The sequence below is a fragment of the Marinomonas sp. AWM4_232 genome (assembly GCF_056158325.1).
Genome location: NZ_JBSWTA010000001.1, coordinates 3,093,103 through 3,113,716 on the forward strand (window position 1 = coordinate 3,093,103; position 20,614 = coordinate 3,113,716).

A 20,614-nucleotide genomic window follows, 5' to 3' on the forward strand; every position below is an offset into this window, starting at 1 on the left:
CATGCTGCAGTGCAAGATACCTAGGTTATTTAGGTTGGGCATCGAGTGATTGGCCGTTAACATCTGCACTGTCGTTGCCCATTAAATATAGATAGAGGGGCATAATATCCAGAGGGGTTTTTAGTGTATTTGGGTCTTCCGCAGGGTAAGCGTGTGCTCGCATGTTAGTGCGGGTGCCACCTGGGTTAATAGCGTTGACGCGTATGTTGGATATGTTTTCAAGTTCATCTGCTAGCAATTGCATCATGGCTTCTGTTGCAAATTTTGAAACAGCATAGGCGCTCCAATAGGCCTTGGCTTTTCTGCCAACGCTTGAGCTTGTAAAGATGATGGAAGCCTCAGGTGCCTTTTGTAACAAAGGTATAAGGGCTTGGTTTAATAGAAATGCTGCCGTGACGTTGACGCGCATGACCTGTTCAAACGTACTTGGCTCAAAATTTGCCAGCGGCGTCCGATCCCCGAGGATACTGGCATTATGCAGGATGCCGTCTAAGCGCCCAAACTCGGTTTCAATGGTGTTGGCAAGCTCGATGTAATCATGCTCGGCTGCAGTATCCAAATTAAGCGGCACTATGGCTGCTTGCGGGTAGCCAAGGCTTTCAATTTGATCGTAAACGGCTTCCAGTTTTTTAGTGGTGCGTCCAAGTAAAATTACGGTAGCACCGCAAGCAGCATAACTCAGTGCTGCCTGCTTGCCTATGCCATCACCGGCGCCTGTTACTAGGATTACTTTGTCTTTTAATAGATCTTTAGGTGCTTGATAATTCAGCATCATAGACCTCCTAGTTTTGTGTTGGTTTTTGTGTATGCATCAAATAGTTAACGGATACATCGCGCTCGTTCAATTTATACACTTTCGTTAATGGATTATAGGTCATGCCAGTCATGTGAGTGACATTTAACCCTGCTTGGCGTGCAAAATTGCTCAGTTCAGCCGGTTGAATGAATTTGGCGTAGTCATGAGTGCCTTTCGGTAGCATTCTTAGCACATATTCAGCGCCAACAATGGCAAATAGGTAGGCTTTCGGGTTGCGATTAATGGTTGAGAAAAAAACGTGGCCGCCAGGTTTGCAAAGTTTCATGCATGCGCGAATCACGGATGCCGGATCTGGGACGTGCTCTAGCATTTCAAGGCAAGTAACCACATCATATTGCTCTGCTTCGCGCTCAGCAATCTCCTCCGCGGTAATGCGTTCATAATCAATGTTTAGGCCGCTTTCTTCCTTGTGAAGGTTGGCAACAGCAAGCGGTGCTTCACCCATATCGATACCTTTTACATCTGCGCCCATTTGAGCAAGCGCTTCTGACAGGATGCCACCGCCACAACCAACATCAATGGCTTTTTTACCGTGTAGTGATGCGCGTTCATTGATGTAGTTGGCGCGCAGAGGGTTGATGTCGTGTAGAGGTTTGAACTCACTGTTTTTGTCCCACCAGCGACTTGCAAGCGCTTCAAATTTTGCGACTTCGTCTAAATCTACATTGGTGCTGTTGGTTTGGTTAGAGGTCATCTCTTAATCCTATTCTGTAAGGGCTACTGCAGTAACGTATAGTTACTTCCTAGTATTCGTGCGAATGTTGTTCTTTGGATCAACGCATTATAGCGATTATGTTCATGGCAACAAACTTTGCGTGATCAAAGTTTGATGTGAAGAGTTCGTTGTTCTCAGCCGATTTTATGCAGTGGATCTAGCCGTGATCAAGGTGTGCTCATAGTTCATTGATCGTCAAATAAAACCTGCATTGATAATGGGTGTTCGAGAAATGCTTGTGGTATAATGCCGCGCTTACAAAAAGATGGCCGGAGCGGTCGTATTGTTATCTCGCTCCAAACATAAGGAACGGTAGTATCTATGGGTGAATTAGCCAAAGAAATTATTCCCGTCAGTATCGAAGATGAGCTGAAAGGTTCTTATCTTGATTACGCGATGAGTGTAATCGTTGGGCGTGCATTGCCTGATGTTAGAGATGGTTTGAAACCGGTTCACCGTCGTGTTTTATACGCGATGAATGAGCTTAAGAACGATTGGAATAAGCCCTACAAAAAATCGGCGCGTATCGTCGGTGATGTGATCGGTAAATATCACCCTCATGGTGATTCAGCTGTGTATGAAACCATCGTTCGTATGGCACAGCCATTTTCAATGCGTTATATGCTGGTTGATGGCCAAGGTAACTTTGGTTCGGTAGACGGTGACAGCGCAGCAGCAATGCGTTACACCGAGATCCGTATGGCACGTATGTCGCACCATATGCTGATGGATCTGGAAAAAGAAACGGTTGATTTTGTACCAAACTATGATGGTACAGAGTTTATGCCGGATGTGTTGCCGACTCGTATCCCAGGCTTGCTGGTGAACGGCTCTGCAGGTATCGCAGTAGGTATGGCAACCAATATTCCGCCGCATAACCTAGGTGAAGTCATCGATGGCTGTTTAAACGTTATCGATAATCCAGAAGTCACCATCGATGAATTGATGGAGCATATTCCTGGTCCAGATTTCCCAACAGGTGCCTTTATTAATGGTCGTGCAGGCATTGTTGAAGCCTACAAGACTGGTCGTGGCCGCATTTATATGCGTGCTCGCCACCATGTGGAAGACATGGAAAAAGGTAATCGCCAAGCGATAGTCTTTACAGAGATTCCTTACCAGCTTAACAAAGCAAAAGTCATTGAAAAGATCGCTGAGCTGGTTAAAGAAAAGAAAATAGAAGGTATTAGCGAACTACGTGACGAATCTGATAAAGAGGGTATGCGTATCGTGATCGAGCTACGTCGCGGTGAAAATCCAGATGTGGTGGTGAATAATATCTTTACTCAAACTCAGCTTCAGTCTGTGTTTGGTATCAACATGGTTGCCCTAGTGGATGGTCGTCCAGAGCTATTGAACTTGAAGCAAGTTCTTGAGTGCTTTGTAAAACACCGTCGTGAAGTGGTCACTCGCCGTACCATCTTTGAACTGCGCAAAGCGCGTGAGCGTGGGCATGTTCTGGAAGGTTTAGCTGTAGCGCTTGCTAATATCGATCGCGTGATTGAATTGATTCGTCAATCGCCTACGTCTGCAGAAGCAAAAGAAAAGCTGATCTCAGAAACGTGGCAGCCTGGCAATGTCATGGCGATGCTTGAGCGTGCGGGTGCAGATGCATGTCGCCCAGATGATTTGGATGCCGCTTATGGTTTCAACGATGGTGTATACCGTTTGTCTCCAGAGCAAGCGCAAGCGATCCTTGATCTTCGCTTACACCGTCTAACGGGTCTTGAGCATGAAAAACTGCTTGGAGAGTACAAGTCTTTGATCGACTTGATTGCTGAGTTGTTGGAAATCCTTGGCAACCCTGATCGCCTAATGGAAGTGATTCGCGAAGAGCTGGAAGACGCTCGCGATCAATTCGGCGATGCGCGTCGCACAGAGATCCTGACATCCAAGCAAGATCTAACCATTGCGGACTTGATTGATGAAGCGCCAATGGTCGTGACGATTTCTGACACGGGTTATGCGAAAACACAACCGCTAGAAGAATACAAAGCTCAACGCCGTGGTGGCCGTGGTAAATCTGCATCGGGTATGAAGGATGAAGATCATATCAGTCACCTGCTGGTGACCAGCAGTCACGACACGGTCATGCTGTTCAGTAACTTCGGTAAAGTGTACTGGTTGCGTGTGTTTGAGATTCCTGTCGGTAGTCGTGCATCAAAAGGTCGTCCAATTGTTAACTTGCTGCCATTGGCGGAAGGTGAGCATATTTCGGCACTGTTGCCTTTGACTGCACCGGAGAAAACCGATGCGGACAGTGATGTTGATACAGAAGTTGACGAAGCGGAAGACGTTGCGGCAAGTAGCTACATCTTTATGGCGACTGCTAATGGTACGGTTAAGAAGACGGCGATGGAGCATTTCGCTCGTCCACGTTCAAGTGGTTTGATCGCGCTGAAGCTAGATGAAACAGATGCATTGGTAGGTGTCGCACAAACATCTGGCAATGATGACATTATGTTGGTTTCAAGCTCAGGCAAGACTATCCGCTTTAAAGAAACGGATGTTCGCCCAATGGGTCGTACAGCTGCCGGTGTTCGCGGTATCAAGTTGGCTGAAGAGGCGAAAGTGGTTTCTTTGATCGTGCCAAGTGCTGAGCAGGAAACAGCTGTACTGATGGCCTGCGAGAATGGTTACGGTAAGCGTACTATGATCAGTGAATTCCCTGTTTACGGTCGTGGTGGTCAAGGTGTCATTGGTATTCAAGTGTCCGAGCGTAACGGCCCAGTAGTGGGAGCAACGCAGGTTGAAGATACGGATGAAGTCATCTTGATTACAGACATGGGGACCTTGGTCCGTACCCGTGTTTCAGAAATTTCATGTCAGGGACGTAACACACAAGGCGTTACGCTTATTCGACTCTCGAATGAAGAGCGTTTAGTGGGTGTGGAGCGTGTCGTAGAGGATGACGATGCAGAAGCTGAAGCCGAGTTGGTGGATGCTGATGCTGAAACAACCGATACAGCAGACGAACTTCAGAGTAATCCCCCAAGCTCTGAAGAGTAAAGTTCTAGGCGCACCTTGAGTGCGCCTTCTTTTGTGCCATAGGGTACATTTTTAAATGAGGTTTTAGGCAGAATGAGCCGCGTTTACAACTTTTGTTCTGGTCCCGCCGCGCTTCCAGAAGCCGTATTGGAAAAAGCGCAAGCAGAGTTACTTGATTGGCATGGTAAAGGCGTGTCCGTCATGGAAATGAGTCACCGAAGCGAAGAATTCATGTCGATTTTGGCATCGACTAAAGCTCGCCTAATGCGTTTGTTAAACATCCCTGACAATTATGAAATTGTTTTTGCTCAGGGTGGTGCGTCAACGCTGTTTGCTCAAATTCCAGCGAACCTGACAAATGGCTTTGACTCCGCGTGTTACTTAGATACCGGTGCGTGGTCGACCAAAGCGATTAAAGAAGCGAAGAAATACACTAATGTGGTATTGGCTGGCTCGACAAAAGATGTGAACTATACATCTGTGCCTGACTTTTCTTCTTTGAATCTTGATGACAAGGCCGCTTACTTACACTTGACGCCCAATGAAACCATTGGCGGTTTAGAGTTTGCAGACTTGCCTGAAACCAATCTTCCTATCGTAGCGGATTTATCTTCGACCATCCTATCTCGTGAAATTGATGTGTCTAAGTACGGTTTGATCTATGCCGGCGCGCAAAAAAACGTGGGTCCTGCAGGTGTTGTGATTAACATTATTCGCAAAGACTTATTGGCGCGCAGTAACAATGAAGCACTGCCGAGTGTTTGGTCTTTTGAGAATCTTGCGAAAAACGACTCCATGATCAATACACCGCCAACCTTTGCTATTTATCTGGCTGACTTGGTTTTTGAGTGGTTAGAAGCACAAGGTGGTGTGGCAGCCATGGAAAAAATAAACATTGAAAAAGCGGATTTGCTTTACGGTGCCATCGATAACAGTGGTTTCTACTCAAACCCTATTGATGTTCGCTACCGCTCGCGAATGAATGTGCCATTTGTGTTGGCGGATGAGTCACTTGAAAAGACTTTCCTAAAAGAGTCTGAAGAAGCCGGGCTTCGCACCCTTGCTGGGCACCGTTCAGTAGGTGGTATGCGTGCAAGTATCTACAATGCTATGCCGATTGAAGGCGTGAAAGCATTGATCGATTTCATGCAAGCATTCGAAAAACGCTACGGTTAATTGTAACTAGGATACACGCTCTATGACGACTAAAAATGATACAACAACGATCACGCTGCCCATGCTTCGCGATCGAATTGATGCGATTGACGCGCAAATTCAAGACTTAATAAATGAGCGCGCAGCCTGTGCGCAAAAGGTAGCTGAAGTTAAGCTAACTGAGCAGGGCGATCAGAATGTTGTCTTTTATCGTCCAGAGCGTGAAGCCCAGGTATTGCGCCGTGTGATGGAGCGTAATAAGGGGCCATTAGGCAATGAGGAAATGGCGAAGATCTTTCGTCAGGTGATGTCGTCTTGTCTGGCTCTTGAGCGTCCAATGCGTATTGCCTTTTTAGGTCCTGAAGGAACGTTTACACAGCAAGCAGCACTGAAGCATTTTGGTCAATCCATCATTAGTGCGCCTATGGCAGCTATTGATGAGGTGTTTCGCGAGGTGGAGTCTGGTGCAGCGAATTATGGTGTGGTGCCGGTCGAAAACTCTACAGAGGGTGTAGTAAATCACACGCTTGATAGTTTCAGAAATTCGCGTTTGAAAATTTGTGGTGAAGTAGAGGTTCGTATTCATCATAACTTGCTGGTTGCGCCGAACATCAATCCTGATGATGTGACACATATTTATTCGCATCAACAATCTTTGGCGCAATGTCGAGCATGGCTGGATCGTTATTGGCCGCATGCTGAGCGTGTGGCGGTTAGCTCAAATGCAGAAGGTGCACGCCTGGCTGCTGAGGCAGGTAAAAATGGTAAGGCGGTTGCCGCTATTGCAGGTGATATTGCTAGTCAGCTTTATGATCTTGTTGTGGTGTCAGCCAACATTGAAGATCAACCTGATAACACGACTCGATTCCTAATTATTGGCAATGAAAAAGTGCCGCAAAGTGGCAAAGATAAAACGTCGTTGTTGGTTAGTGCCAAGAATGAACCTGGCGCTTTGTATCGCCTGCTTGAATCTTTTGAGCGTCATGGTGTCGATATGACGCGCTTGGAAACTCGTCCGTCCCTAATAAGTAAGTGGGGTTATGTCTTCTATATAGATTTCTGGGGGCATTGTGAAGATGAGGAGTGCCATGCAGTGATCGATGAGTTGCGTGAACGAGCGTCAGAAGTAAAAGTTCTAGGTTCATACCCTGTCGCAGTTCTTTAGGCGATAGTTCAGGAAAAGGCACTTGCGATGCAAGACAGTAAGAAAGAATTTGGCAATGTCTTAATTGTCGGTTTAGGCATGATTGGTGGCTCTTTTGCGAAGAGTCTTAAGCTACAAGGCTTAGCGACACTTTTTGGGGCTGACCGTCGAGCGGGTGAGCTAACGCTTGGGGTGTCTACAGGGGTGATTGATCACCCGGCTCAGTTGGACGAAGCTACAATTTCTAGCATGGATATCATTATCTTGGCGACGCCTGTGCGTGCTATGGAGTCTGTGCTGACAGAAATCAAACCATTTATTAAGCCTACGACATTAATCACGGATGTGGGCTCCACTAAAGGTAGTGTCGTAGCGGCTGCGAAAAAAGTGTTTGGCGAAGCACCTGCTAACTTCATTCCAGGTCACCCGATTGCGGGTGCGGAGAAAAGCGGTGTCTTGGCTGCGAATCCTCATCTATTTGAAAAGCATATGGCTATTGTGACGCCATTGCCGTATTCCGATCCTGAGTTGTTAGACCGGCTGCACCGTTTATGGCGTGCAGTAGGGGCTGATGTGGTTAGCATGGATGTGGATCACCATGACCATGTATTGGCGGCGTCAAGTCACTTGCCTCATTTGTTGGCGTATACGTTAGTCGACGCCTTGGCCAATGCGGAACGAAGCCAAGATATTTTCCGCTTTGCAGCCGGTGGCTTTAGAGATTTTACTCGAATTGCATCAAGTGACCCGGTGATGTGGCGAGATGTTTTCCTTGCAAATAAGGATGCAACATTAGCCACGCTAGATTTATTTACTGAGCGTTTAGATGAAATGCGCCAAGCGATCGTTGAGGCGGACGGTGCTTCAATGTATGGCGTGTTTACTCGAGCTAAGTCTGCACGTGATCACTTCTTGCGCTTACTAGAGCAGCGAACCTTAGGTAAGCCCCAAGAGAAAGCGGTCGCAATCAGTGTTAGCCCAGCTTCGGCGATTAATGGTGAAATCAAGTTGATCGGTGACAAATCTTTGTCACATAGAGCGCTTATAATGGCCGCCCTTGCCAAAGGGGTCAGTGAATTAAGTAATATTGACCTTACCGGTGATGTCAAAGTAACCATGCAGGCCCTTAAAGATATGGGTGTGGTTATTGAGGAGTTTGGCTATGGGGCAGTTAGGGTTCATGGTGTTGGTCGTCGTGGGCTAAGAGCCCCCATTGCGCCGATCAATGTTCATAACTCTGCAACCTCGCTGTATTTGCTTGCCCCGATATTGTCTGGGCAGACGTTCCACGTGGAAGTGATTGGTGAAGAGACGCTTCTTAATACACCGTTTACGCATTTGTTGGCATTAATGCGAGAAGCAGGGGCTTCTGTTACGAGTGCTGCTGCTGACTGCCTACCATTTAAGTTTGCACCGGCAGAATTGACGCCTGTGAAAATTGAGCTACCTGGACCTCCTTCATCGCGCTTGATGTCCAGCGCGGTGTTATTAAGTTTGTTTGCAGAAGGGCAAAGTCAGTTTTCTACGGTATTGCATTTCGATGACCAAGTCCGTGCATTGTTTGCGAGTTTTGGCGTGAGCATTGATGGAGAGTCTGACATTTCGGTTTTAAGTAATGAGCTGAAAGGAACGACTTTGGATTTGCCTGCAGACATGCAGCAAGCGCTTTGGTCTGTGTTGCTGGCGACTCTTTTGCCAGGATCGTCGCTTCGCTTAAGTGGTGTTTCTAGTCAAGGGCGTATGGCTAAGGTGCTGTCCTTGTTGCAGGGTGCTGGAGCAAAAATTGATTGGGTGGGTGAAGCTATTGGTGTGTTCGCTGCTCAAAGTGTTCAAGTAAGTTTTGCTAAACTCACGTCCTTTAATCTGGATGCCGCGCAATCTTACGAGATGAGAGAGTTTTTAACTCAGCTGGCGACGGCTGCGACATATGCAGAAGGTGATAGTCAGTTTGAAGGAATTTCACATTTACCTTATTTCTATGAAGATCGTATCACGACATTTGTAGATGGTGTGAATCACATTGGTGGTGTTGTTGAATGGCACGCCGGAACATTGTTATTAAAGGGATGTACCCCTCAAGGTGGGGATTTGGACAGTGCGGGTAATGAATTGGTTGCATTGGCATTTCTATTGCTTGCAGCCCGTTGCCGCAACGGTGCGACAGTCAGGGATTGTCAGAAATTGTTAGCGCAAATTCCAAACTTAGAAGAAATTGCTGCGCAACTAGGTCTTAAGTGCTTAGTGCAAAGCTAAATAAGAGGAACAGATATGATTAATCAAGCCCCAGTTATTACGATTGATGGCCCAAGTGGTGCTGGTAAAGGCACAGTAAGTCAATTAGTCGCGGAGAAGCTGGGTTGGCATTTGCTTGATAGTGGTGCGCTTTACAGATTGTTAGCGTTAGCGGCGTCTCATCATGGTATTCAATCGGATGATGTTGAGGCGTTGAAGGTATTGGCAGAGCATTTGGATATTCAATTCCAGCAGTCAGAAGAAGGCAAGGTTGAAATTATTTTAGAAGGTGAGGTTGTCACCCAGGCGATACGAACTGAAATTATTGGTAATCAAGCCTCAAAGCTTGCTGCTATACCTGATGTGCGTGAGGGGCTTTTATTGCGTCAAAGAGCCTTTGCTCACTCGCCGGGGCTAGTGGCAGACGGTCGCGATATGGGGACGGTTGTGTTTCCTGAGGCAAGTATTAAAGTATTTCTAACCGCTTCTCCTGAAGAGCGGGCTCAGCGACGTTTACTTCAATTAGAGCAGAAAGGTGAGGTTGTTGATTTTCAAGAGCTAGTTCAGAGCATAAAAGAGCGTGACGAACGTGACGCAAATCGCCCCATTGCTCCACTTGTTCCGGCGGCTGGAGCTGTTGTAATAGATAGCACAGACATGTCGATTGAGCAGGTTGTTGAAGTTGTGCTGGCTGAAGCGGCAAAAGCTTCCTACATTTAAGTATGCAACTATCTTAACGCTCATTCTTTGTGCTAAAATATTGCGATTAAAAATTTAGTCGACTTGGTGCCAGCAATAACCAAGTCGCAATCAATGTAAATTAGCCCCACATAAGCTGGCGATGTGGCAGGGAACATTTAGTTGTTCCGTATATATAGGAATCACAATGACTCAAAGCTTCGCAGAACTGTTTGAAGAAAGCCTAAAAAGCGTAGAAATGGCGCCAGGCTCAATTGTTACTGGTATCGTTGTTGACATCGATAGCGATTGGGTAACTGTTCACGCAGGTCTTAAATCTGAAGGCGTTATCCCACGTTCTCAATTCCTAAACGAGAGCGGCGAATTCACTCTAAACATCGGCGACGAAGTTAAAGTAGCTCTTGACGCTGTTGAAGACGGTTTCGGTGAAACTAAACTTTCTCGTGAGAAAGCTAAGCGTGCTGAAACTTGGTCTGTGCTTGAGAAAGCATACGAAGAAGGTGAAATCGTTAAAGGTATCATCAACGGTAAAGTTAAAGGTGGCTTCACTGTTGATATCGCTAACATCCGTGCTTTCTTGCCAGGTTCTTTGGTAGATGTTCGTCCTATCCGTGACACATCTCACCTTGAAGGTGTTGAACTTGAGTTCAAACTTATCAAGCTTGATCAAAAACGTAACAACGTTGTTGTTTCTCGTCGTGCTGTTATGGAAGCTACTAACAGTGCTGAGCGCGAAACTCTTCTTGCTAACCTTGAAGAAGGTCAAGAAGTTAAAGGTATCGTTAAGAACCTTACTGACTACGGTGCATTCGTTGACTTGGGCGGTGTTGATGGTCTTCTACACATCACTGACATGTCTTGGAAGCGCATCAAGCACCCAAGCGAAATCATCGCTGTAGGTGACGAGATCGACGTTAAAGTTCTTAAATTCGATCGTGAGCGTAACCGTGTATCTCTAGGTCTTAAGCAACTAGGTGAAGATCCATGGGTAGCAATCAAAGCTCGTTACCCAGAAGGTACTAAAGTTACTGCACGCGTAACGAACCTAACTGACTACGGTTGCTTCGCTGAGCTAGAAGAAGGTGTTGAAGGTCTTGTTCACGTTTCTGAAATGGACTGGACTAACAAAAACATCCACCCTTCTAAAGTTGTTCAAATCGGCGACGAAGTAGAAGTTATGATCCTTGATATCGACGAAGAGCGTCGTCGTATTTCTCTAGGTATCAAACAGTGCACTCCAAACCCATGGGAAGAGTTCGCTACATCTTTCAACAAGAACGACAAGATCTCTGGTGCAATCAAGTCTATCACTGACTTTGGTGTATTCATCGGTCTTGACGGTGGTATCGACGGTCTTGTTCACCTATCTGACCTATCTTGGGACGAAACAGGTGAAGAAGCTGTACGTAAGTACAAGAAAGGTGACGTTCTAGAAACTGTTGTTCTTTCTATCGATGCTGAACGCGAGCGTATCTCTCTAGGTGTTAAACAACTAGAGCAAGATCCTTTCGTTGCATTCGTTGCTGAAAACGACAAAGGCGCTATTGTAAACGGTACTGTTGCTGAAGTTGATGCGAAAGGTGCTGTTGTGACTCTGGCTGAAGGTGTTGAAGCTTACTTGAAGGTTTCAGAAATCAGCCGTGAGCGCGTAGAAGATGCTTCTTCTGTTCTTAAAGAAGGCGATTCTGTTGAAGCTGCAATCACTAACGTTGATCGTAAGGCTCGTACAATTGCAATCTCTGTGAAAGCTAAAGATGCAACTGAAGAAAAAGCTGCTCTTAAATCTCACGCTGAGAAGCAACAAGCAGAAGTTAGTGGCCCGACTACAATCGGTGATCTAATCAAAGCTCAACTTGAGAACCAAAACTAATTCTTATTAAGCTTTAGCTTAGTAAGACTTGTTTAAAAAGCGGACCCAAATGGGTCCGCTTTTTTTATGATTTTTTGAAGATCAGATTGACAAATAAACTATGCACAGAAGATGTGGATAAATGTGGGTATAGCTCTAAGTTCAGCGAAAAGTGGTCAGAAGCTTTTTGATGTCAGCTTCATCCCACTCTTCCTTTTCTAGTAATTCAGCAAGTTCTGGGCTGTTCTGAATAAGATCTAAATTCTTTTTAAATTTAGCGAAATGGTATTCTTTTATCAGTTTTTCGTCGTATTCTGAACGATAAAGTGGTTTGGGCTGATCTTCGGGTGAACATGTCTTCGATTGATCTGTTTTTAAGTTATTCACAGCTTTATAAGCGCTCAGCATTTTTGATTTGTTCATGTTGCTCACCTACCGGATATTCTATTTGCGTAATGAGGAAATGATCCTCTTTTGCTGTCCACTTAATATTAGCATTCCAAAGCTGATTGCCGTGGTTGCGGCTTTTAGATGTTTGCAAATAAGATGGGCGAGGGTCTTGACCGATCACTTGCTCAATTAACGGTACTAGATCTCTAGCATAGGTGGCTTTGTATGACTTTGCTTGGTCTAGTGCTAATTCAGAGAATTTGACGTTTTTTAATGTGGTAGGTAGTGGTGCAAAGCCGCCTTTTGCATTGGGTAGAGCATCTGCGTAAGGAAGATAAGGTTTGATATCGACGATAGGAGTTTTATCGAGTAGGTCTGCACCAATGATGTCAATGAAAACGCGATTGCCTTCTTTTCTTACGCCTTTGATCTCCACAACCGATAATCCTAACGGGTTAGGGCGATGGGTGGCACGCGTCGCGAAGATCCCTACTTTCTCTTTGCCACCTAGGCGTGGTGGACGAATTTTGGCCTTCCAGTTATCTGTCATGCACTGGTGGAAAATAAAATGTACCCAGATGTGTGAAAAGCCATCTAGGCCATCTAGTACATCAAGACGGTTAAAAGGAGGAAGCAACTCAATGGATGCTGTTGCTTCAGTAACTAAGCCTGGCTGCTTGGGTATGCCAAACTTTTGCGTGTAGCAAGAGTGGGCGAGGCCGATTTGTTGAAATGTGAAGGATTGGCTCATGATTATTTAGTTGCTAAGTAATGAATAATACGGAATCAGATAGGATAAGTTGTGTTAGTATACCGCTTATCTATTTTTATAGCGTCCCTACGATGGGAAATGAAATCGCTGGATAAAGAAGAGAGAAAATAATGTCCTTAGAATCTTACATGAACGAAGTTGGTCAAAAGGCTCGCGCAGCGTCGCGCCAATTGACTCGTGCAACCACTGAGCAAAAGAACAAAGCATTGTTCGCTATGGCTGATGCTCTGGAGCATGCACGACCTCGACTGAAAGAAGAGAATGCTAAGGACTTGGAAAATGGTAAACAGAAGGGGTTAGAGCCGGCGTTGCTGGATCGACTTGAGCTAAATGATGCACGCATTGATGGCATGATTGAAGGTCTAAAGCAGGTCGCCACTTTACCAGATCCTGTGGGTGAAATTACCGATATGGTTTACCGTCCTTCTGGTATTCAGCTTGGTAAGATGCGTGTTCCGTTGGGCGTGATCGGTATTATCTACGAGTCTCGCCCAAATGTGACGATTGATGCTGCGAGTCTTTGTTTGAAATCAGGTAACGCAACCATTTTGCGTGGTGGTAGTGAAGCATTTTACTCAAACCAAGCCATTGCTCAGGCGGTTCAGTCAGGTCTTGTGTCAGCGGGTCTACCTGAAGATGCGGTGCAAGTGATCAATACCGTAGACCGTGAAGCGGTGGGCCGTTTGATCTCTATGCCAGAGTTTGTAGACGTGATTGTTCCTCGTGGTGGAAAAGGGTTGATTGAGCGCATTAGCAAAGATGCCCGCGTACCTGTGATCAAGCATCTAGATGGTAACTGTCATGTTTACATTGATGATGAAGCTGACCTAGAAAAAGCGTTCAACATCGCAATGAATGCCAAAACTCGCCGTTACGGTGTATGTAATGCAATGGAGTCATTGCTTGTTAACACGAATGTTGCGAAAGAAATCTTGCCTCGTTTAGCTGACGCCTTAGCTGAAAAAGGTGTTGAATTAGTCGGTTGTGAGCAAACGCGAGCAATGATTGATGCAGCGCCTGCGACTGAAGAAGATTGGTACACTGAATATCTAGCGCCTAAGTTATCGATTAAGTTGGTAGCTGATATGGATGAAGCCATTGCGCATATTAACCAATATGGCTCGCACCACTCTGATGCTATTGTGTCTCAGAACTATTCAAAGACACGTGCTTTTATGACCGAAGTAGATTCCTCTTCTGTGATGGTTAACGCTTCAACGGCATTTGCAGATGGTTTTGAGTACGGTCTTGGTGCGGAAATAGGTATTTCGACCGATAAGATTCATGCCCGTGGTCCAGTCGGTTTAATGGGTCTAACCAGCCAAAAATACGTAGTGCTAGGGGATGGTCACACCCGTGACAACTGAGGCTTCCCAAGCGTTAAAGAAAGGCACGGTTGTGATGGGGGGAACTTTTGATCCAATCCATCACGGCCATCTTCGCTCTGCTGTTGATATCCTCGATTGCTTTCAATTCGAAACGCTGCGCTTAATTCCATGTTTTCAACCTGTGCACAAGGGTGAACCGACCGTTAGTGCTGAACAGAGACTGAAAATGGTGGAGCTTGGTATTGCCGCTGATAGCCGGTTAAGTGTGGATGCCCGTGAGATTCTCCGAGCGGGGCCTAGCTATACATTTGAAACGCTGGCCGAATTGCGTGCTGAGCTGGGTCAAGACGAGCCTCTCATTATGGTGGTGGGAATGGATAGTTTTCTGTCTCTACCAACCTGGGCGCGCTGGCAAGAGCTGGTATCTGTTGCGCATATATTGGTTATTTCAAGGCCAGGCTGGGAGCCTGATTTTATTTCGACCTTAGAGTCTTTTTATGAAAAACATCGAGCCGAGAGCGCGACTGAGTTACAATGCGCGCCCGCTGGCAAGATTTGGATGCAAAGTTTTACGCCATTAGCGATTTCATCCAGCCAAGTACGAAACCTTTGTCGCAAAAAAGCGTCTATTGCTTACTTGGTTCCAGAAACAATACAACGCTTCATTGAAGCACATTCTTTATATAAATAGGGTTATCTGAAACTATGAGCCAAAACCAATTATCTGCTGATCAAATTCTCGAAATTGCTGTTGAATCACTTGAGGATGTGAAGGGCGATAACATCACTGTACTGAACGTCAGTGAACTGACAGATATGATGGACTTTATGGTGATTTGTACTGGTACATCAAAGCGTCACGTAAACTCTTTGGGCCAAAACGTAGTAGAGCACGCAAAAAGTAAGGGTCTTCAGCCACTTGGCAGTGAAGGTCGTGACATGGGCAGTGAATGGGTTCTAGTCGACCTATACGATGTAGTGGTTCATGTGATGACGGAAGAAGCTCGTTCATTCTACGACCTAGAAAAACTTTGGGATATCAAACCAGAGCAACGTTAAGGCTTTAACATGCGCGTTAGGTTGATAGCAGTCGGTACAAAAATGCCGAAATGGGTAACCGAAGGCTACGAAGAATACGCCAAGCGTTTACCAAAAGACTTCGCCCTAGAATTGGTTGAGTTGCCAATGTCACCGCGTGGTAAGAACACGGACATTGCCAAAGCCATTCAAAAAGAAGGGGATGCAATGCTGGCCGCGATCCCAGCTGGCGATAAAGTCATTGCTCTTGAAGTCTTAGGTAAAGCGTGGAGCACTGAAAATCTGGCCGATCAGACCGCTAATTGGCGCATGGATGGATATAACATCTCTTTGCTAGTCGGTGGGCCGGACGGCTTGGATCCACGCTGTACTGCTCGTGCAGACCAAGCGTGGTCTCTCTCAAAATTGACATTACCTCATCCTATGGTGCGAATTCTGCTTGCAGAGCAGATATATCGCGCTTGGACACTGATGAATAATCACCCTTACCATCGGTAGGATTTTGCTTTGGGTAAACACCATCAAGTTTTTCGGAATTATCGCCAAGAACATTCTTTAACGAAACGAAGAGTTGTAGTCGCTGCTGTTTTCGTGTTGTTCATGGTTGGGGTCTTGATGGCTCGTTTGTTTTATCTTCAGGTGATGGAATACGAGCTATACCAAACTAAAGCCAACGATAACCGAGTCATGCTGGTGACTGAGCCGCCACCGCGAGGTTTGATTTATGATCGCAACGGCGTTGTGCTCGCTGACAATCGACCCATTCACAGTTTAACCGTCATTCCAGAACGTGCGGCCAGTTTGCCTGAACTTAAAGCAGAGCTTTCATCTATTATCGACATTTCGGAAGAGGACTGGAATGAGTACGAAAGTAAGCTAAAAGAATACCGTCGCCCGTATCAGTCTATTACATTGAAATCTCAGTTATCAGACGATGAATGGTCTAAAGTCTCTGTCGATCTCTATAAATTAGATGGGGTTCAAGTCGAGGCACAATTAACTCGTTATTACCCATATGGCGAGGCATTTGCCCATGCAATCGGCTACGTTGGACGAATCACTTCCCGTGACCTTGAACGTGTGGATAGAATGGCTTATCAAGGCGCTCTTTTCATTGGTAAAACCGGCGTCGAAGAGTATTACGAATCGACATTATTCGGTAAACCTGGGATATCGAAAGTTGAGGTGAATGCTCGCGGGCGGATCATGACCGAGATAGAGCGGCAAAACCCAACGCCAGGTAAAGATTTACACCTATATATGGATGCCCGTCTGCAACAGTATGCCTATGACCTCTTAGGCAACTATAAGGGGGCTGTCGTTGCCATTGACCCAAATAATGGTGGTGTTTTAGCGATGGTTTCTAAGCCAGGTTTTGATCCTAATTTGTTTGTCCGAGGCATTTCGGTGGATCAATACGCTGAACTTCGTGATGATAAGCGTCTTCCCCTCTTTAACCGCGCTTTGCGAGGAGGCTATCCTCCAGCCTCAACGATTAAACCCTTTATGGGGCTTGCTGGACTTGAATACGGTTTTTCTTCTTGGTCTGAAACCTATTATGCCCGTGGTTATTACCAGATAAATCCAAATGGACGCCGTTATCGCGATTGGAAACGAGGTGGGCATGGTTGGATTGATTTAGAACGATCCATCATTGAGTCTGTTGATACATATTATTACCAACTTGCTCATAAAATGGGGATTACGCCGATTCATACGTTTCTTTCAAAATTTGGTTATGGGCAGTCGTCTATTCTGGATTTAAATGGCGCTAGTAGAGGCTTGTTGCCATCGAATGAATGGAAAAAAGCACGCTACAAAGAACCATGGTATCCCGGTGACTCAGTAAACGTTGGTATTGGTCAGGGCTTTATGGTGGCAACACCAGTGCAGATCGCAACGGCGAATGCTGCTATTGCAGCGCGTGGGCACATGTATTATCCCCGAATGGTGAATGAAATTGATAATGCTCCCGCCACGTTTGAAGATAATGAAGGGGTAGAGCATGAAATTGTTCTAAAAGACCAGCGCAACTGGGAGCGTATGGTTCGAGCAATGGAGAAAGTAATTACCGATTCTCGTGGTACAGGCCGACGTCTACAAGGCACGGAGTATACCATCGCAGGGAAAACAGGAACGGGACAAGTGTTTAGCTTGGCAGATGACCAGGAGTATGACGCAAATAGCTTAGATAAAAGACTTCATGATCACGCCTTATTTATCGGTTTTGCACCGGCGGAAAAGCCCAAAATCGCAGTCTTTGCGATTTTTGAAAATGGCGGAAGCAGTGCTAAACCTGCAGATCTAACTAAAGCCCTTTTTGATGCGTATTTGTACGATGAGTACCCTCAAGAATATGATTACTTTGAGGAGCAGCACCGATGAACTGGCAGGTTTATCACCGATTTATAGCGTTTACGAATGCTAGGCTATGGCGTCTGACACACGTTGATGTGTTATTGCTGGTAGCGCTGTTAATCTTGATGTCAGGTGGCCTGTTTATTTTGTACTCGGCTTCTGGACAAGATGTTGCCATGGTGGAGCGTCAAGTATTCCGTCTAGGAATCGGTATGGTTACATGTCTTGGTTTAGCGCAGTTGCCGCCAAAGTACATGCGTCGGGCTTCCCCCTTTCTGTTTGTTGTACTGGTGGGCTTGCTTGCTTGTGTGTTGTTATTCGGTGTCGGGGCAAAGGGTGCTCAGCGTTGGCTGGCGTTGCCGGGTGGACTGAGGTTTCAGCCATCTGAAATCATGAAAATAGTCATGCCGATGATGGTTGCATGGTATTTTGCAAACCGCCCATTGCCTCCAAGTTTTAAAGAAATTGTCACGGTGCTTGTGATCATTGCGGTGCCGTCGCTGATGGTCGCTAAACAGCCCGATCTGGGTACCGCTTTGCTGGTCGGCGTGTCTGGTATCTTTGCGTTATTTCTTGCGGGACTTGGCTGGCGTTACATTATTGGCGCAGCGGCAGCGGTTCCAGTAGCGGCTTATGGTCTTTGGCAAGTGATGCGAGACTATCAAAAACAGCGTGTATTAACGTTCTTAGACCCCGAAAGTGATCCGCTTGGGTCAGGCTGGAATATTATCCAATCCAAAACCGCTATTGGCTCAGGTGGATTGCACGGAAAAGGTTACCTTGAAGGCACGCAAGCTCAGTTGAACTTTTTACCAGAGAGCCATACTGATTTCATTATAGCCGTGTTGGCAGAAGAATTTGGCATGATAGGGTGTGCATTGTTGATGTGCGCTTATCTGTTGGTGATTGCTAGAGGGTTGTATATTGCCGCTTATGCTGAAGATAATTATGCGAGACTACTAGCTGGAAGTGTCACTTTAACTTTTTTTGTATACATGTTTGTAAATATTGGCATGGTTTCTGGGATCTTGCCTGTTGTCGGTGTACCGTTACCGCTTGTTAGTTATGGTGGTACATCCATTATTACCATTATGGCAACATTTGGAATTTTAATGTCGATACAAACGCATAAAAGGGCAAGGTAATGTTCAACAAAGTACTGACAATCAGCTTAACGTTAGGATTATTGGGATGTTCCGCGACTGGCAGTCATGTCGAGGCGCAAACCGCGCAGCAAATTCCTTATATTAATCAGCCTGAAGTACAGCAATTTATCGATAAAATGGTTTCAGAGCACCGTTACGATCGCGATAAGTTGGTAGAAAAATTCTCTAATACCTTTAAGCGCACCCAGGTCATCACAAAATCTGATAACCAGCCAGAAGTTCTCGTGCCATTCCATAAGTACCGAACTAATTTCATTGATCCTGTTCGAGTTAAGCAGGGTGTGGATTTTGCAGAGCGCAATACAATTTGGTTGCAAAAAGCTGAGAACGATTACGGTGTTGATTGGCCTGTTATTGTAGCCTTGATCGGCGTTGAAACTGCCTATGGTAAGGTGACCGGTAGCAAAGATGTGTTCACATCGTTGACAACCTTATCATTCGATTACCCTCGTCGTGGTGGGTATTTTCAAAGTGAGTTGGAAGCGTATTTGTTGCTAGCGCGAAACCAAGGTTGGCCTATAGGTACGACGAAAGGATCTTATAGTGGTGCATTAGGTATGGTCCAATTTATGCCTAGCAATTATATGAAGTTGGCTGTGGATTATGATCAGGACGGACAGGTCGATCTTTGGCGCTCCGAAGCAGATGCCATCGGGAGTATTGCAAACTATCTGCGTCATCATGGTTGGATGTACCACGAAAAGGCTGCTGTCACAGCTAGGGTGGATAACCTTGAGTCTGTTCAAGAGTTGGTCAATAAAGGTCGTGCTCCCATTATGTCGATGAAAGAGTGGGCTGAAAAAGGGGTTTGGTCAACGACTCACTATAATAGCGCTAAAGCTGGTTTAATTGGTTTAAGAGAAAGTGATAGTCATGTTGACTATTGGCTTGCTTATGAAAATTTTTTCACCATTATGGATTACAATCCTAGCCGACGATACGCCATGTCCGTTTTAGAATTAGCAAATAGGATCGAACAGTATGAAGGTAGCTAAATATTTGGCTGCAGTGTCTGCTATGTGGTTGGTTGGTTGTACGAGTACTAGCCATATAAATGGTTCCTCTGTCGATTATGAAAAAGCATCTGGGGGAGGGCGTTATAGTATTCTGCAAGACCATGCACCTTCTGGGGATATCAAAGTAGATCATTTGCCAGATCTAGTTCCTAAGTATGAGCCTAAGAGTAGAGGTGGTAATAAGTCGCCGTATGAGGTTTGGGGTAAAAAATATTATGTCATGGACTCAGCTCAAGGCTATAAAGCCGAAGGCACGGCTTCATGGTATGGGCAGAAGTTTCATGGACATAAAACTTCAAATGGGGAAACATATGATATGTATGCTTTCTCGGCTGCCCATAAATCCTTGCCACTACCCACTTACTTAAAAGTCACCAACATCGATAATCAGCGCTCAGTAATTGTTCGAGTGAACGATCGAGGTCCTTTTCACGGTGATCGCTTAATCGATTTGTCTTATGCGGCGGCAGCACGTCTAGGGTATCACAAGAAAGGATTGGCTAGAGTGCGTATCGAAGCCATTACGCCAAGTCCCGGCGAGCGCTACTCATCAACTCCTGTTGCCGCTACGCAGTCAAAGGCAGCTGTTGCGCCTAGTGTTGCACCGGTGTCGGCACAAGCGCCAGCCAATGATTTACTATTTAGCCATCTTCAACTCGGTGCATTTTCACAACAGGCATCAGCTACGCGCCTAAAACAAAGACTTTATGAACGGTTCGATACACGTATTAACATTGAAGTGCTACATGCGCCGGATGGACTGTATAAAGTGTTAGTTGGTCCCTATGAAACGGATGCTTTGTTAGAAGATTGGCAGACAAAATTGAATGCAGCGGGCTTTGGCAAAAGTGTAAAAGTCGCGTTAGCTCCCTAGGGAACTTTATATAGGCTAGAGATTCAAAGCTCCCTCTAGTATCATTCTCGCCACCCAGTTTAGACAAAGACGT

The 20,614-nt window shown here is 45.8% G+C and carries 18 protein-coding genes; 14 read left to right on the plus strand and 4 right to left on the minus strand.

The window, feature by feature from the left end:
• Positions 1-25: 25 nt before the first annotated feature.
• Positions 26-772 (minus strand): YciK family oxidoreductase, encoded by a 747-nt coding sequence (locus ACXAC1_RS14590; RefSeq protein WP_475063837.1) that lies wholly within the window; start codon positions 770-772, stop codon positions 26-28.
• A 10-nt stretch (positions 773-782) separates the two neighbouring features.
• Positions 783-1,511 (minus strand): bifunctional 2-polyprenyl-6-hydroxyphenol methylase/3-demethylubiquinol 3-O-methyltransferase UbiG, encoded by a 729-nt coding sequence (ubiG, locus tag ACXAC1_RS14595; protein WP_475062376.1) that lies wholly within the window; start codon positions 1,509-1,511, stop codon positions 783-785.
• A 342-nt stretch (positions 1,512-1,853) separates the two neighbouring features.
• On the opposite strand from ubiG, the gene gyrA reads away from it, so the two are divergent.
• From gyrA to rpsA, 6 genes are all read left to right on the plus strand, one after another.
• Entirely contained in the window at positions 1,854-4,541 is a 2,688-nt protein-coding gene (gyrA, locus tag ACXAC1_RS14600; protein WP_475062378.1) for a DNA gyrase subunit A, read from the plus strand.
• Between the two features lie 72 nt (positions 4,542-4,613).
• Positions 4,614-5,696 (plus strand): 3-phosphoserine/phosphohydroxythreonine transaminase, encoded by a 1,083-nt coding sequence (serC, locus tag ACXAC1_RS14605; protein WP_475062379.1) that lies wholly within the window; start codon positions 4,614-4,616, stop codon positions 5,694-5,696.
• Between the two features lie 22 nt (positions 5,697-5,718).
• The gene (pheA, locus tag ACXAC1_RS14610) at positions 5,719-6,840 is read left to right on the plus strand and encodes a prephenate dehydratase (RefSeq protein WP_475062381.1); all 1,122 of its coding nucleotides are present in this window, start codon (positions 5,719-5,721) and stop codon (positions 6,838-6,840) included.
• Between the two features lie 27 nt (positions 6,841-6,867).
• Positions 6,868-9,072, plus strand: coding sequence for a prephenate dehydrogenase/arogenate dehydrogenase family protein (locus ACXAC1_RS14615; protein WP_475062382.1), 2,205 nt, complete (start codon positions 6,868-6,870; stop codon positions 9,070-9,072).
• A 15-nt stretch (positions 9,073-9,087) separates the two neighbouring features.
• Positions 9,088-9,771, plus strand: coding sequence for a (d)CMP kinase (gene cmk, locus ACXAC1_RS14620; RefSeq protein WP_475062384.1), 684 nt, complete (start codon positions 9,088-9,090; stop codon positions 9,769-9,771).
• Between the two features lie 166 nt (positions 9,772-9,937).
• Positions 9,938-11,620 carry a 30S ribosomal protein S1 gene (gene rpsA / locus ACXAC1_RS14625; protein WP_475062386.1) on the plus strand — a complete coding sequence of 561 codons (1,683 nt, stop codon included), beginning with the start codon at positions 9,938-9,940 and terminating at the stop codon, positions 11,618-11,620.
• A 141-nt stretch (positions 11,621-11,761) separates the two neighbouring features.
• Here the strand turns inward: rpsA and ACXAC1_RS14630 are convergent, their stop codons facing one another.
• Both ACXAC1_RS14630 and tsaA read right to left on the minus strand, forming a co-directional pair.
• On the minus strand, positions 11,762-12,022 hold the full coding sequence (locus ACXAC1_RS14630; RefSeq protein ID WP_475062388.1) for a hypothetical protein: 261 nt from the start codon (positions 12,020-12,022) through the stop codon (positions 11,762-11,764).
• On the minus strand, positions 11,991-12,740 hold the full coding sequence (gene tsaA / locus ACXAC1_RS14635; protein WP_475062390.1) for a tRNA (N6-threonylcarbamoyladenosine(37)-N6)-methyltransferase TrmO: 750 nt from the start codon (positions 12,738-12,740) through the stop codon (positions 11,991-11,993). The genes ACXAC1_RS14630 and tsaA overlap by 32 nt, the downstream gene beginning before the upstream one ends.
• 131 nt (positions 12,741-12,871) lie before the next feature.
• On the opposite strand from tsaA, the gene ACXAC1_RS14640 reads away from it, so the two are divergent.
• The 8 genes from ACXAC1_RS14640 to ACXAC1_RS14675 all read left to right on the plus strand — a co-directional run bounded on the left by ACXAC1_RS14640 (position 12,872) and on the right by ACXAC1_RS14675 (position 20,541).
• Positions 12,872-14,128 carry a glutamate-5-semialdehyde dehydrogenase gene (locus ACXAC1_RS14640; RefSeq protein WP_475062392.1) on the plus strand — a complete coding sequence of 419 codons (1,257 nt, stop codon included), beginning with the start codon at positions 12,872-12,874 and terminating at the stop codon, positions 14,126-14,128.
• A complete protein-coding gene (nadD, locus tag ACXAC1_RS14645) occupies positions 14,118-14,780 on the plus strand; it encodes a nicotinate-nucleotide adenylyltransferase (protein WP_475062394.1) in 663 nt (220 codons plus the stop codon). The genes ACXAC1_RS14640 and nadD overlap by 11 nt, the downstream gene beginning before the upstream one ends.
• 14 nt (positions 14,781-14,794) lie before the next feature.
• A complete protein-coding gene (rsfS, locus tag ACXAC1_RS14650; protein WP_133564121.1) occupies positions 14,795-15,148 on the plus strand; it encodes a ribosome silencing factor in 354 nt (117 codons plus the stop codon).
• Between the two features lie 9 nt (positions 15,149-15,157).
• Entirely contained in the window at positions 15,158-15,625 is a 468-nt protein-coding gene (gene rlmH, locus ACXAC1_RS14655; RefSeq protein ID WP_133564123.1) for a 23S rRNA (pseudouridine(1915)-N(3))-methyltransferase RlmH, read from the plus strand.
• A gap of 117 nt (positions 15,626-15,742) precedes the next feature.
• Positions 15,743-17,512 carry a penicillin-binding protein 2 gene (mrdA, locus tag ACXAC1_RS14660; RefSeq protein ID WP_475062396.1) on the plus strand — a complete coding sequence of 590 codons (1,770 nt, stop codon included), beginning with the start codon at positions 15,743-15,745 and terminating at the stop codon, positions 17,510-17,512.
• Entirely contained in the window at positions 17,509-18,630 is a 1,122-nt protein-coding gene (rodA, locus tag ACXAC1_RS14665; protein WP_475062397.1) for a rod shape-determining protein RodA, read from the plus strand. The genes mrdA and rodA overlap by 4 nt, the downstream gene beginning before the upstream one ends.
• On the plus strand, positions 18,630-19,646 hold the full coding sequence (mltB, locus tag ACXAC1_RS14670) for a lytic murein transglycosylase B (RefSeq protein WP_475062399.1): 1,017 nt from the start codon (positions 18,630-18,632) through the stop codon (positions 19,644-19,646). Before rodA ends, mltB begins: the two co-directional genes overlap by 1 nt.
• Complete coding sequence (locus ACXAC1_RS14675; RefSeq protein WP_475062401.1) at positions 19,633-20,541, plus strand: septal ring lytic transglycosylase RlpA family protein; 909 nt, start codon at positions 19,633-19,635, stop codon at positions 20,539-20,541. The genes mltB and ACXAC1_RS14675 overlap by 14 nt, the downstream gene beginning before the upstream one ends.
• Positions 20,542-20,614 lie beyond the last annotated feature (73 nt).

Bases quoted from the DNA above. Each gene is read 5' to 3' on its own strand.
- rpsA (WP_475062386.1), top strand. From the start codon at position 9,938: ATGACTCAAAGCTTCGCAGAACTGTTTGAAGAAAGCCTAAAAAGCGTA.
- pheA (WP_475062381.1), top strand. From the start codon at position 5,719: ATGACGACTAAAAATGATACAACAACGATCACGCTGCCCATGCTTCGC.
- mltB (WP_475062399.1), top strand. From the start codon at position 18,630: ATGTTCAACAAAGTACTGACAATCAGCTTAACGTTAGGATTATTGGGA.
- cmk (WP_475062384.1), top strand. From the start codon at position 9,088: ATGATTAATCAAGCCCCAGTTATTACGATTGATGGCCCAAGTGGTGCT.
- ACXAC1_RS14640 (WP_475062392.1), top strand. From the start codon at position 12,872: ATGTCCTTAGAATCTTACATGAACGAAGTTGGTCAAAAGGCTCGCGCA.
- ACXAC1_RS14615 (WP_475062382.1), top strand. From the start codon at position 6,868: ATGCAAGACAGTAAGAAAGAATTTGGCAATGTCTTAATTGTCGGTTTA.
- ACXAC1_RS14675 (WP_475062401.1), top strand. From the start codon at position 19,633: ATGAAGGTAGCTAAATATTTGGCTGCAGTGTCTGCTATGTGGTTGGTT.
- gyrA (WP_475062378.1), top strand. From the start codon at position 1,854: ATGGGTGAATTAGCCAAAGAAATTATTCCCGTCAGTATCGAAGATGAG.
- ubiG (WP_475062376.1), bottom strand. From the start codon at position 1,511: ATGACCTCTAACCAAACCAACAGCACCAATGTAGATTTAGACGAAGTC.
- ACXAC1_RS14630 (WP_475062388.1), bottom strand. From the start codon at position 12,022: ATGAACAAATCAAAAATGCTGAGCGCTTATAAAGCTGTGAATAACTTA.
- mrdA (WP_475062396.1), top strand. From the start codon at position 15,743: ATGGCTCGTTTGTTTTATCTTCAGGTGATGGAATACGAGCTATACCAA.
- rlmH (WP_133564123.1), top strand. From the start codon at position 15,158: ATGCGCGTTAGGTTGATAGCAGTCGGTACAAAAATGCCGAAATGGGTA.
- tsaA (WP_475062390.1), bottom strand. From the start codon at position 12,740: ATGAGCCAATCCTTCACATTTCAACAAATCGGCCTCGCCCACTCTTGC.
- ACXAC1_RS14590 (WP_475063837.1), bottom strand. From the start codon at position 772: ATGCTGAATTATCAAGCACCTAAAGATCTATTAAAAGACAAAGTAATC.
- rodA (WP_475062397.1), top strand. From the start codon at position 17,509: ATGAACTGGCAGGTTTATCACCGATTTATAGCGTTTACGAATGCTAGG.
- rsfS (WP_133564121.1), top strand. From the start codon at position 14,795: ATGAGCCAAAACCAATTATCTGCTGATCAAATTCTCGAAATTGCTGTT.
- serC (WP_475062379.1), top strand. From the start codon at position 4,614: ATGAGCCGCGTTTACAACTTTTGTTCTGGTCCCGCCGCGCTTCCAGAA.